The sequence below is a fragment of the Campylobacter sp. JMF_04 NA10 genome (assembly GCF_027737655.1).
In the GTDB taxonomy this organism is placed as follows: Bacteria; Campylobacterota; Campylobacteria; order Campylobacterales; family Campylobacteraceae; genus Campylobacter_B.
Genome location: NZ_JAOVTZ010000003.1, coordinates 45,867 through 58,117, shown reverse-complemented (window position 1 = coordinate 58,117; position 12,251 = coordinate 45,867). Strand labels below are relative to the sequence as shown.

Here is a 12,251-nt window from a genome sequence, read left to right as displayed (position 1 = left end):
CTTTTTAAGGTTATCTTGATTGTTTTTTCATTGTTCTTAGAGTTGAAGCAGCTACTTTGATTTTTCTTGTAGTGCCGTCTTCTAGCTGAACGCGAACTGTGCGTAGATTGACTTGGAATTTTTTCTTAGTTCTGTTGTTTGCGTGGCTTACATTGTTTCCTACCATCGCACCTTTGCCAGTGATTGCGCATCTTCTTGCCATAATAAATCCTTATAATTTGAAAATAAACGGCGATTATATCTTAAAAAATTTCAAAATTTGCTTAAATTATACAAAGTATTAAATTTAGCAAAATTTATGAGAAAAATTAGTAAAATTGCGGGTTTTATAAATTTGATAAGGAAATTTGATATGTATGTAGCCCCTAGTATTTTATCGGCTGATTTTGGCAGGCTTAGCGAAGAAGTTCGCGCAGTATGCGACGCAGGAGCAGATCTGATCCATGTCGATGTCATGGACGGACACTTCGTGCCAAATCTCACAATCGGCCCACTTGTCGTAAATGCCGTAGCCAAGGCCTCCACAAAGCCTCTTGATATTCATTTAATGGTGCAAAATGTGCCGTTTTTCGCTGATTTATTTTTGCCACTAAAACCGAAATTTTTAAGCTTTCATATCGAGGAAGAAAAACACCCTTTGCGCTTGATAGATCATATCCGCAAAAACGGCGTCAGCCCCGCTATCACGCTCAATCCACACACACCAATTAGCGCGCTTGATTATATCATAGACGAGGTTGATATGGTGCTTTTAATGAGCGTAAATCCGGGCTTTGGCGGGCAAAAATTTATCCCCTCAGCCCTGCGTAAAATTTCAGAACTTAGAAATTTAATCGAAAAACGGGGCGCAAAATGTATGATCGAAGTCGATGGTGGCGTAAATGGACTAAATGTCGCCGAGCTAGATAGTGCAGGCGCAGACATCGTCGTGGCTGGAAATTTCGTATTTTCATCAAACGATTATAGCGAAGCTATCAAAGCCCTAAAAGTATGAGCCAAGACAGCAGAAAAGGGCTTGATAACCTAATCGAACTTTTGGCGCAAAAAAGCATAAACTACCACGATTTTATCGCCAAAGCGCAAAAAATCGAGCTAATTGCGGAGCTTTTTGAGCCAAAAGATTTTAGCATGTGGCGCGCCATGGGGCTAAATGTCATCAAGCTAGACAACGGCAAAATCACGCTCAAAACCCGCGAAACCGATATCGAAGACGAGATTTTTTGCTTTGTGGATATTGAGACCAGTGGCGGGCTAAGCAGCGGCCAAATCATCGAAATCGGCGCGATAAAGGTGCAAGGTGGGCGAGTTTTGGATAGATTTGAGAGCTTTGTCTATGCAAATTTCGTGCCAGAGGGTATCACCGAACTAACCGGAATTAGCGCGCACGATTTGGTGGGCGCACCAAGCCTAGCTAGCGTTTTGGAGCGGTTTCGACTATTTTTAGGCGACGCGATTTTCGTAGCGCACAATGTCAAATTTGATTATGGTTTTATCGACGCAAGTATGCAAAAATGCGGGTTTGGCATGCTGCTAAACCGCAAAATTTGCACCGTCGAGCTAGCGCGTCGCACGATAGAGTCGCCTAAATACAATCTCGGCGCACTAAAAGAGCTTTTGGGTATCGAAAACACCCACCACAGGGCTTACAGCGACGCTATTTCGTGCAAGGAAATCTTCGCTCACGCCATAAGCGCACTTCCATGGAGCGTGCAAAGCACGGAGGATTTGATACTATTTTCCCGCACAGCAGGGCTGAAAAATACAACGAGCAAAAATTGTAATTCATAAACAAAAATTTAAATTTGATTTTATAACGATATATTTATAACTTATAGAAATTTTAGACATAAAAAAACGGACAGGCGAACCTGTCCGTGAAATTTGACAAAATTTAGAAAATCAAATCCTAGAATAATCCAAATTTGCCGTCTTTACGTTTGTATAAAACGCGCATTTTAGCGTCCATATCGTTGAAAACTAGGAATTGATCGGTGCTTTCTTTTAATTTATTTAGCGCCTCGTCGATTTCTAGCGGTTTGTAAAGATCTAGCTCTGTTGGGACGATTTCATCGACATTATCGTCTAAATTCGGCTCGCTAGCCTTGATGATTTCATCTACTGCGCTTTGTTTCATATCATCGCGGTTTTTGTGCGAATTTACCTTGTCGTGGTAGCGACGAAGCACTTTTGCAAGGCGATTTGTTGCGTTATCTACCGCTGCGTATAGGTCTTTGTCTTTTTCGCGCACTACGATTGTGTCTTGGTGAGCCAAATTTAGCGAAAAATCCATGACGAAGCCCTTGCGACCTTGTTTTTCATCTGCTGATACGACAGCGCGACCTGATATAATGTCAAGGTTGTATTTTTTTAGACTATCAAACGCTTGTGTGATATAATCCTTAATAGCGTCTGTTAGTTCAAACTGTTTTCCTACTATACTTAAATTCATTCTTTCCTCCATTGAAATTAAGGTTTTTGTATTGTTCTTCTATGGTATCTGATTCTTGGTTCGCCAAGAGCATTGGTAGATGTAACAGTAACATCGATTAATGCTTGATGGCTTTGCACAACTCCACTATTTATTTTATTTCCAGGATTAGCAGGATCATCAATCATAGTGTTTTGTAATGGTATTTGTCCTATGGTATTAAGATTACATGCGCTTCGAAAATTCATATCCAAATAATCTATTCTCACATTTATATTAAACAATGGATTTTGTGCATTTGGATAGGTAATATTTATAGTTTGTAAGCAATTTTCTGTTGCAGCACAAGGAGCAATGCCACTATTACACGCTGGATACTGATGCTTTTGCATAGCCAAAACAGCATACTCTGTCGCACTTTGCGCTAAAAGCACAGCCTGCTCGCGGTTGTGAGCATTATTTGTATCGCGGGCTGTCATCGTAGCGATAGAAAGCGCAGTAATAGCCGTAGTGGCAACTAAAACGATAAAAAATATTGCGGCTATCAAGCCAAAGGCTCTTCTCATCTTTTTCATTAGTACACCACCTGAGATTTACACATAACCATATCTAATTGATTAGGGTCAAAATTTCTACCATTATCTCTCATACATAGTTTCATAGCAATCGATCCCGCCTCATCTCTAAGCCTAAACATAAACACATCCTCGGCCAAAAGTGCATTACTTGTAGTGGCACCATTGTATGTTTCACCAAGCCATGGTCTGTAATTATAAGCCAACATAAGATTGAAATTTTGACTTGCTTGGCCACCATAATTTACATTTGCGGTCCCAGTCGGATAAATCGTGTAAGCAGAATGAACCAAATAATACTGTTCCGAAAATTCTCTATCTCCACTTGCATTTGCAGGATAATTAGTGATAGTTAAAGTTTCATTTGCACCTGCATTTACAGTAGCATCTGCCACAAATATCCTATCAGCCGCCAAATTTGTCCCACTATAACCAAAAGCAGTATTAATCTGGCCACCATAAAAATCACTAGCCACACTTTTAAATATAACCGCGAAATTATTATATCTGCCAGCAGCACACCCTCTTGCGGCGCATGTTAGATTACTAATTATACCGCCTACGCTGGTTAAATTACTTCCTTGGGAATTTATATTGTTGTTGCCAGCAGCCCAAGGTGTTGGGATTGATTGTACATCTACAAATCCACTCCAACCAGGTCTTTGATTATTTATATCCTTAGTCTCTATACTTTGACCAATCCACTCTAAAATATTGTGTGCTGATGTAGTGCTAGGAAGCTCTAAAAATTGATTGATAGGTTGTCCATCTATCCTGCCTATTGTAGTGCCAGGCACACGATATTCCAATCTATTTGTTATCAAAGTTATTGCATTTTGCGTTCTTGATTCTAACTGATTTAAAGCACGGGTATGCAAATATGATCTATATATCTGAGAATACAAGTCTGCACCAAACATAGAGATTATACCCAAAATCACTATGACCATTACTAATTCTATTAAAGTAAAACCCTTTTTCATGTTCAATCCTATCTATAAGCAACGGTTTGGTTTTCTACGCCAATGTTAAAAGTATAGTATCTAAGAACTACACTAGTTCCATCTGCTGCATTTGTCGATGTTACTGAAACCAATTTGACATCAGTAGGATTTCCATTTGCAAAGGTATCACTAAAATTTGCCACTAAATTTTGGCTATTAGCATAATTAGATCCAGCATCTATTGGATCTGCTACATAATCCACTCTAACAGCTGTATTTGTAGTCAATACAAAATCGCCAGTTACCAAATCATCCACATTTAAAACATGAGCAAAACCATTGTAATCATCTACATCGTTGTAGTTAGTAGCATCTCCGAAAGATATCGCATTTGCTCCTGTACCGAAATTGGCGTATGGCGTAGGAGTAGCTAAGCTGATTTTTCTCATACCAGGATCAATACCACCACCAGTGACCGTATTATACCCCTTGTTAATTCCTGGCCTAGCTGCCGCTTCATCAGCTGCTACGGTATGTATCATCGGAGGTAACTTACATGCAGAATCGCTACCACAATCCACTACAATATAATTGCTATCCCACTTCGCTGGCTGGATACGGCTCATCATAGATTTAGCATTATAAACAAGCTCCTGTTGCACGGCAAACATATTCAAATTTACCGTCTGAGCGACTATACGCGGTATGGCCATTGTAGTAATAGCCAAGATTACGATGGTAAAGACCAACTCAATCAGAGTGAAACCCTTTTTCATCTCGCCTTCCTTAAATTTTACTCATGGATACTCAATATCCACTGCTAGACGCATAATTATACAACGCAAAACCTTAAATTTGCTATTTTTACGCATACAAAATGAAATTTTTAAAATTTGAGTGAAATTTTGGTGTATATTTACCTAAATATTATAGAATTGCGGGTTAAAATTTCACAAGGAAAAAATATGCAAAATTTAATCAAATTTCTACTTTGTGCCTTATTTGTCGCATTTATCAGCGGTTGTAGCTCGAAGGGCGATGGCACACTTTTTAACCTCAGCCAAGAAGCATGGTATGCGCAAATCCTAGACGATTTAAACTCGCTTTCATACGATGATGCTGAGACGCACTACACGAGCTTTGCTAGCGAGCACATCGCTTCACCGCTTTTGGAAGAAATGACGCTGATTATGGCACAAGCCTTCGTCGATGACGAAAATTACGAAAAAGCAAACAAATATCTAGACGAATACATCCGCAGATACGGCACCGCGAGAAAAATCGAATATGCAAGATACCTAAAAATCAGAGCAAATTTCGACTCATTTTCACGCCCAGGTCGCAATCAGCGATTAATGCTAAATAGCATAGACGAAATTCGCAAATTTATCATCGAATACCCTCAAAGCCAGTATAGACCGCTATTAGAAACCATGATGACCAAACTTCGCTTAGCCGAACACCAGCTCAATAAAGACATAAAAGACCTTTACGAGCGCACTGGCAAGGACGAATCAGCCAAAATTTATGAAAGTAGAATCGAAAATTCGCCGATGAACAGCACCGAGATTATCAAACCGCAATCCCCATGGTATCGTGCGATATTTGAGTAGGAAATTTCTAATGCAGTTATCACAAAATAAAAAATTTCCCACAGATTTGCCAATTTTGGTCGAGGACGAACTATTTTTATATCCGTTTATGATAACTCCGCTTTTCATAAGCGATGAAAAAAACAAAAGAGCCATCGATCTTGCCATAAAAAATGAATCTATGATAATGGTAGTAAGCTCGACGCCCGAATTTAACGGCGACAGAAGCTTCGGCGGGATTTATCATATCGGCGTAATCGGCACTATCATGCGCACAGTGCCACTTCCTGATGGCAGGGTTAAAATTTTATTCCAAGGCTCTGCAAAGGGCAAAATTCTGCACGAAATTTCGCAAAACCCGCTATTTGCCACTATCGGTATCGTCCATGACGAGCGAGGCGACGAAGCGAAAATCGACGCATCAATCAATGTTTTAAAAGAGAGAGTCAAAGCCCTAAGTAGCCTAACACACTTTTTCCCAAACGATCTGCTTAAAACTATCGAGGAAAACACAGACGCATCGCGAATTTGCGATTTAACACTAAGCGCGCTCAGGGTCAAAAAAGAGATAGCGTATTCGTTTTTTTCGCAGTTAAATTTAGAAAAAAGAATTTTCGATCTCATCGCCTACATTGCCGATGAAATCGAATCTTATCGCCTCGAAAAAGAGATCAAAAGCAAGGTTCATAGCAAAATCGATCAAACCAACAAAGAGTATTTTTTAAAAGAGCAGTTAAAACAAATCCAAAAAGAGCTTGGCTCAGATAGCGACAGAGAGGTCGAAATCGAAGAATATAGAAAAAAACTAGACCTAAAAAAGCCATTTATCAGCGATGAAGCCTACAAAGAGATAAAAAAGCAAATCGACAAATTTGCGCGCCTTCACCCAGACAGCGCAGACGCAGGGCTTTCGCAAAGCTATCTCGACTGGGTTTTGGAAATCCCATTTGAGCAAATAGCAAAGGAAAAACTCTCAATCCAAAGCGTAAGCAAACAGCTAAACAAAGACCATTATTCCCTAGAAAAGCCAAAAGAGCGTATCGAAGAGTATTTCGCACTAAAAGAGCTTTTAGAGCTTCGCGGAAGCGTGGATAAAGAGGGCAAACGCGTGAATAACGGCGCGATTTTGTGCTTTTACGGACCTCCTGGCGTGGGTAAAACCAGCCTAGCAAACTCAATCGCCACTGCGCTAAAACGCAAATTAATCCGTATTGCGCTTGGCGGATTAGAAGATGTCAATGAGCTAAGAGGGCATCGCCGCACCTATGTAGGCGCCATGCCAGGGCGTTTGGTGCAGGGTTTAATCGGCGCAAAACAGATGAATCCAGTCGTCGTGCTAGATGAAATCGACAAGGTATCCACCTCGTATAAAGGCGATCCGACCGCTGTTTTACTCGAAATTTTAGATCCAGAGCAAAATTCAGCATTTAGGGATTATTACCTAAATTTCGATATCGATTTAAGCAAGATTATTTTTATCGCCACAGCGAACGATATTTCCCAAATACCTGCCCCACTTCGCGACAGAATGGAGTTTATCGGGCTTAGCTCATACACCCCGCAAGAGAAATTTCAAATCGCAAAAAACTATCTAATCCCGCAGGAATTAGAGCGACACGGGCTCAAACCAGCCGATATCAGCTTTCACTCTACTGCGCTTGAAAAAATCATCGCCGAATACACCAGAGAGTCAGGTGTGCGTAACCTGCGCCGCCAAATCGCAACGATTTGCCGTAAAATCGCCGTTAGAATTCTAAAAGATAGCGAATTTAAAAAACTTGCCATAACAACCAAAAATTTAGAAGAATTTTTGGATAAAAAGGTTTTTGAAATCGACGCCGTGAAAAAAACGAACCAAATCGGCATTGTAAATGGCCTAGCTTGGACGAGCGTAGGTGGCGATGTCCTAAAAATCGAAGCGATTAAAATCAAGGGTAAGGGTGCGATGACGATTACCGGTCAGCTTGGCGATGTGATGAAGGAATCCGCTCAAATCGCATTTAGCGTGATAAAAGTCCTAATCGATAATGGAAAATTAAAATTTGAAAAAAGCGCAAATTTGGCAAAAGACGAGCAAATTTATAACAAATTTGACCTGCATATCCATGTCCCAGAGGGCGCCACGCCAAAAGACGGCCCAAGTGCTGGAATCACGCTAGCAACGGCGATTGCGTCGATTTTAAGCGAGAAAAAGGTGCGTTTCGATGTGGCGATGACGGGTGAGATTACGCTAAGTGGGGCTGTGCTTGCAATCGGCGGATTAAAGGAAAAATTAATCGCTGCGCACAAGGCCAAAATCACCCACGCCCTAATCCCGCGCAAAAATTTCGAGCGCGATTTGGACGAGATTCCAGATGAAGTCAAAAACGCCATGCAAATCACGCCAGTCGATCACATAGAAGATGTGCTAAAAATCGCATTGGTCTGAATTTAGCCTTTTAAAGGAGATGAAATGATAAGCAAAACTAGAAAAACGAAAGAGACCGACATAAGCTTAGAGCTTGAAATTTACGGCTCAGGCAAGGCTGAGATTAGCACAGGAATTGGCTTTTTTGATCACATGCTAACAGCTTTGTGTAAGCACTCGCTAATGGATATAAAGCTTGTTTGCAAGGGCGATTTGGAAGTGGATTTTCACCACAGCGTCGAAGATTGCGGAATCGTGCTGGGTGAAGCGATAAAAGAAGCGATTTATCCGATTCAAAATGTCGAGCGATACGGCGATAGCGTGGTTGTCATGGACGAAGCAGCGACTAGCTGTGCTTTGGATTTATCAAACAGAGCGTATTTAGTTTATGAAGGTTTGAAAACCGGCAAAATCGGCGAATTTGACGCTGAGTTAATCGCTGAGTTTTTCAGAGCCCTTGCGTTTAACGCTGGTATCACACTACATCTCATAAATTTGCGTGGCGACAACGCTCATCACATAGCAGAAGCGTCGTTTAAGGCATTTGCAGTCGCATTTAGACGAGCCGTCGCCAAAAACTCACGCACAGGAACGCCAAGCACAAAAGGCGTGTTGTAGCGTATGGATACATTACTTTGGCTTTTTGAATTTTTTTGGATACTTTCGTATTCTTTATTTATCCCAATTAGTATAACAATAGTTTTGTTAATCATTTCATTATATGGTTTTATTGAGCTAAAAAGAAGCGATAAAGAAAATTTGGATTATAAAAATTTGAAAAAAGTAGTCTTAAAATTTGCCATTATAACCTGCATTTGTGCAGTTATTACAATTGATTTATATATCACAAATTTAATATTCCAAGAGCCAATTTTTCATATGTAAATTTAGGAAAGTTTTAAAATGGGCGATTTATTTTTTACAATACTTTTATGGGGAATTCCGATTTTATTGCTTGTCGGAGTTGGAATTGTCGATAAAAAAATTAAAGCCTATCTTAATACAAGAGGTGGCTCAAAACTTACCAACACATTGATTTATATAATTTTATCTCTTGTAATTGTAGCGATTGTCCTTATTTCTTCTTTTGTGGTGTTTATGATTTTAATGTCATTGCCCGGTGCTACAATGTAAGGAAAATTTATGAGTGATGAAAAATTTTATAAAATAATCCTTGCGATTTGCGTTATTTGGGCATTTAGCGTGGCTGGGCTAATTGCTTATACTTTTGATTTGCAAAGCAAATGTTCGATTATTTCGTATATCGCAAACGGGAAATGATCCGTGAAAAAATCTCAAATTTTAACAATCATTTCGCTCATTTTAGCGTTTTTGGCGTTTGATTTGGCATTTTATCACGGCATTACCAAACGCTACAAAAACTCCACAAACCCAGAAATGCAGGCAAAATCAATCGAAATTAGCAAATTTTTGCCCTTTGATGAGAATTCACACATTTACAAAACACAGGCAAATTTAAATTTGCAAGGCGACTTGCCAGTTATAGACGGAGCGGCGGCTTTGTTTCCCGTATTTTCAGCTTTTGTGAGTGCGATTTATCCAAAAGAAAGCGTCAAATTTGACGGAGCAAATTTTACCGAGCAAAGCAGACTTCACTACACAAACACTCGTGGTGCTTACAAGGCAGTGGCTGACGGCACGGCTGATATTATCTTTGTCGCAAAGCCCTCAAAATCGCAACTAGAATACGCCAAAAGCAAAGGAGCAAATTTAGAATTTGTCCCAATCGGGCTTGAAGCCTTTGTTTTTATCGTCCATAAAGATAATCCTGTGTCAAATTTAAGCACCACTCAAATCAAGGAAATTTATAGCGGAAAAATCACAAAATGGTCGCAAGTAGGCGGGGCAAATTTATACATTGACGCTGTGCAACGAAACGAAGGCAGCGGTTCGCAAAGTGCGATGAGTGCGTTTATGAAAGATGAAAAAATGAAGCGAAACACGCTTGGATTTTTTGGCTCAGCCATTGGTTTTTCGTTTCGCTACTATGTGGAGAGTTTGGTTGCAAACGGTAAGGTTAAAATACTAAGCTTAAATGGAATTTACCCAAATAAAGAAAATATCAAAAACCGCTCGTATCCGATAATAGGCGAAATTTATGCTGTGTATGACAAAAATAACAAAAACGAAAATATCGCCAAAATTTTAGAGTGGATTTTAAGCAACCAGGGGCAAGAAATCATCGAGCAAAGCGGATATGTGGGGGTAAAATAATAAATTTAACAATTTTAATCCTATCTCGTTTAATAAAATGTCTAAATTTTAGCTATAATCCACGGATTAGATTTTTTAAAAGGGGCGATGATGAGCGAAACTCAATTTTCCAACTCCGTTACCTTGCGCGACAACCGCAATGGCGCGACATACGACTTCCCAATCCTTGATGGCACAATGGGTCCTAGCGTAATTGACATTTCAAATTTTTACAAAGACACTGGAATGTTTACCCTAGATAGGGGATATACCTCCACAGCCATGTGCAAAAGCTCAATCACATATATAGATGGCGAAAAGGGCGAGCTCATGCACCGCGGATACGATATCGCGTGGCTAGCGCAAAACAAACGCTACCTTGATGTCGTGTATCTACTGCTAAATAAAAAACTGCCTAGCAAGGACGAATACAACGCGTTTTTATACGAGCTAAAAACCCGCTCATTTATCAACGAAAAAATCCTAAAACTTTTCGACGCATTTCCAGATCGCGCCCACCCTATGGCGGTTTTGCAGGCATGTATCGCCACGCTTAGCGCGTATTACTCCAAAGATATGAGCTTTGATGATCCTAGCGAATACATGGAAATGGCAAAACGATTAGTAGCCAAAATGCCAACATTAGCAGCATTTTATTATCGCCACTCCAAAGGCTATCCTATCATTTACCCTGATTTGGCGCGCGGATTTACGGAAAATTTCTTGTATATGATGCGAAGCTTCCCACACTCGCATGTCGATCTCAAACCAATCGAGGTCAAAGCCCTAGATAGCGTGCTTATGCTCCACGCTGACCACGAGCAAAACGCCTCAACGACGACTGTGCGCACGGTGGGTTCTACTCACGCTCACCCTTATGCGTGCATAAGCGCAGGTATCGGCGCGCTGTGGGGACACGCGCATGGCGGGGCGAACGAAAGCGTAATTCGCCAGCTAGAAATGATAGGCACACCAGAAAATGTCGATAAATACATCGCCAAAGCCAAGGACAAATCCGATCCGTTCCGCCTAATGGGCTTTGGACACCGCGTCTATAAAAACTACGATCCGCGCGCCAAGGTGCTAAAAGGTCTGCGAAATCAGCTCATCGAAGAGATTGGAATCGATACGAATTTAATCCGTGTGGCAAATAGATTAGAAGAAATCGTGCTAAATGACGAATATTTCGTATCTCGCAACCTCTATCCAAATGTCGATTTCAACTCAGGTCTAATCCTAAAAGCGCTCGGAATTCCGACAGAAATGTTTGCCGTAATCTTCGTAATGGGACGAAGCCCTGGCTGGATGGCGCAATGGATAGAGCTCAAAGAGCAAGAGAGTATCAAAATAGTCCGCCCTCGCCAACTCTACATTGGCCCAGAGCGCATAAACGAATAGCCCAAATTTAGGGCAAATTTTGGGTTAAATTTAAATGCAAAATTTAACCCAAAAATTTTACGATAATTTAAAATTTATTAAAATTTTACGCTATAATCTTGTGTTTTTATGAAAGGGGTAAAAATGAAAAGAAAATTGTTTTTAATATCTTGCGCGGTATTTTGTTTGGGCTCTTTGTCTTACGGGGCACCAGAGCTCACGGTAGAAACCATGCCAGACGCGGCGAATTTGGATTTAGGCGCATATATGACTCCTGCTAATGCAAGCGAAACAAACGCTAATAGCGAGGTCGCAGCCGAGGCAAACGCGACTGCTACCCAACCAAGTGCAGAGGCAAATGCTACTGATGCGGCTGAAACCACAGCTGATACAAACGCAACCGCAGCCGCTCCTGCGCCTAGCGTAAGCCCAGAAGTGGCAGAACAAGGCGCATTGCTGTATAAAACCTGCGTAGCTTGCCACGGCGCAAAAGGCGAAAAAACCTACACAAAAGTCCCACCTATCGTAAATTTATCTAGCGAAGAGAGATTAGAGAAGCTCCACGCCCTAAAAGACGGCACCGCAAACGACGGCAAGGGTTACTATGGTATGGGCGCAGTGATGAGAGGCCAACTTCGCATAAGCGACGATCAAATCGGCGTTTTAAACGCATATATCGAATCGTTTAAAAACTAATTTAACTCAAAATTTTGC

General features: G+C 40.8%; 16 protein-coding genes. 11 read left to right on the top strand and 5 right to left on the bottom strand.

From position 1 onward, the window contains the following. Positions 1 to 10: 10 nt before the first annotated feature. Positions 11 to 202 carry a 50S ribosomal protein L28 gene (rpmB, locus tag OFO12_RS05180; RefSeq protein ID WP_270859292.1) on the bottom strand — a complete coding sequence of 64 codons (192 nt, stop codon included), beginning with the start codon at positions 200 to 202 and terminating at the stop codon, positions 11 to 13. Between the two features lie 150 nt (positions 203 to 352). Between rpmB and rpe the strand changes: the two genes are divergently transcribed. Both rpe and OFO12_RS05170 read left to right on the top strand, forming a co-directional pair. Beyond that, positions 353 to 994: a ribulose-phosphate 3-epimerase gene (rpe, locus tag OFO12_RS05175; protein WP_270862519.1), complete on the top strand. Its 642-nt coding sequence runs from the start codon at positions 353 to 355 to the stop codon at positions 992 to 994. Further along, positions 991 to 1,788, top strand: coding sequence for a 3'-5' exonuclease (locus OFO12_RS05170; RefSeq protein ID WP_270869729.1), 798 nt, complete (start codon positions 991 to 993; stop codon positions 1,786 to 1,788). The genes rpe and OFO12_RS05170 overlap by 4 nt, the downstream gene beginning before the upstream one ends. Before the next feature lie 118 nt (positions 1,789 to 1,906). Here OFO12_RS05170 and hpf read toward each other — a convergent pair whose 3' ends face one another. The 4 genes from hpf to OFO12_RS05150 are packed head-to-tail and all read right to left on the bottom strand — an operon-like array spanning position 1,907 to position 4,723. Further along, positions 1,907 to 2,449 (bottom strand): ribosome hibernation-promoting factor, HPF/YfiA family, encoded by a 543-nt coding sequence (gene hpf / locus OFO12_RS05165; RefSeq protein ID WP_270859340.1) that lies wholly within the window; start codon positions 2,447 to 2,449, stop codon positions 1,907 to 1,909. Between the two features lie 17 nt (positions 2,450 to 2,466). Next, the gene (locus OFO12_RS05160; RefSeq protein ID WP_270869728.1) at positions 2,467 to 3,003 is read right to left on the bottom strand and encodes a type II secretion system protein; all 537 of its coding nucleotides are present in this window, start codon (positions 3,001 to 3,003) and stop codon (positions 2,467 to 2,469) included. Further along, positions 3,003 to 3,986: a type II secretion system protein gene (locus OFO12_RS05155; protein ID WP_270862293.1), complete on the bottom strand. Its 984-nt coding sequence runs from the start codon at positions 3,984 to 3,986 to the stop codon at positions 3,003 to 3,005. The genes OFO12_RS05160 and OFO12_RS05155 overlap by 1 nt, the downstream gene beginning before the upstream one ends. 8 nt (positions 3,987 to 3,994) lie before the next feature. Beyond that, positions 3,995 to 4,723 (bottom strand): type II secretion system protein, encoded by a 729-nt coding sequence (locus OFO12_RS05150; protein WP_270869727.1) that lies wholly within the window; start codon positions 4,721 to 4,723, stop codon positions 3,995 to 3,997. A gap of 189 nt (positions 4,724 to 4,912) precedes the next feature. On the opposite strand from OFO12_RS05150, the gene OFO12_RS05145 reads away from it, so the two are divergent. The 9 genes from OFO12_RS05145 to OFO12_RS05105 all read left to right on the top strand — a co-directional run bounded on the left by OFO12_RS05145 (position 4,913) and on the right by OFO12_RS05105 (position 12,233). Next, positions 4,913 to 5,560, top strand: coding sequence for an outer membrane protein assembly factor BamD (locus tag OFO12_RS05145; RefSeq protein ID WP_270869726.1), 648 nt, complete (start codon positions 4,913 to 4,915; stop codon positions 5,558 to 5,560). A gap of 10 nt (positions 5,561 to 5,570) precedes the next feature. Beyond that, positions 5,571 to 7,967, top strand: coding sequence for an endopeptidase La (gene lon / locus OFO12_RS05140; protein WP_270869725.1), 2,397 nt, complete (start codon positions 5,571 to 5,573; stop codon positions 7,965 to 7,967). A gap of 24 nt (positions 7,968 to 7,991) precedes the next feature. Next, positions 7,992 to 8,564 carry an imidazoleglycerol-phosphate dehydratase HisB gene (hisB, locus tag OFO12_RS05135; RefSeq protein WP_270869724.1) on the top strand — a complete coding sequence of 191 codons (573 nt, stop codon included), beginning with the start codon at positions 7,992 to 7,994 and terminating at the stop codon, positions 8,562 to 8,564. A 3-nt stretch (positions 8,565 to 8,567) separates the two neighbouring features. After that, positions 8,568 to 8,831, top strand: coding sequence for a hypothetical protein (locus OFO12_RS05130; protein ID WP_270869723.1), 264 nt, complete (start codon positions 8,568 to 8,570; stop codon positions 8,829 to 8,831). Positions 8,832 to 8,849: 18 nt separating this feature from the next. Continuing rightward, complete coding sequence (locus tag OFO12_RS05125) at positions 8,850 to 9,080, top strand: hypothetical protein (RefSeq protein WP_270869722.1); 231 nt, start codon at positions 8,850 to 8,852, stop codon at positions 9,078 to 9,080. Between the two features lie 9 nt (positions 9,081 to 9,089). Further along, positions 9,090 to 9,227: a hypothetical protein gene (locus tag OFO12_RS05120; protein WP_270859331.1), complete on the top strand. Its 138-nt coding sequence runs from the start codon at positions 9,090 to 9,092 to the stop codon at positions 9,225 to 9,227. 3 nt (positions 9,228 to 9,230) lie between these two features. Then, positions 9,231 to 10,181: a PstS family phosphate ABC transporter substrate-binding protein gene (locus OFO12_RS05115; protein ID WP_270869721.1), complete on the top strand. Its 951-nt coding sequence runs from the start codon at positions 9,231 to 9,233 to the stop codon at positions 10,179 to 10,181. A gap of 90 nt (positions 10,182 to 10,271) precedes the next feature. Then, complete coding sequence (locus tag OFO12_RS05110) at positions 10,272 to 11,558, top strand: citrate synthase (RefSeq protein WP_270858317.1); 1,287 nt, start codon at positions 10,272 to 10,274, stop codon at positions 11,556 to 11,558. A gap of 123 nt (positions 11,559 to 11,681) precedes the next feature. Continuing rightward, a complete protein-coding gene (locus OFO12_RS05105) occupies positions 11,682 to 12,233 on the top strand; it encodes a c-type cytochrome (RefSeq protein WP_270869720.1) in 552 nt (183 codons plus the stop codon). Positions 12,234 to 12,251 lie beyond the last annotated feature (18 nt).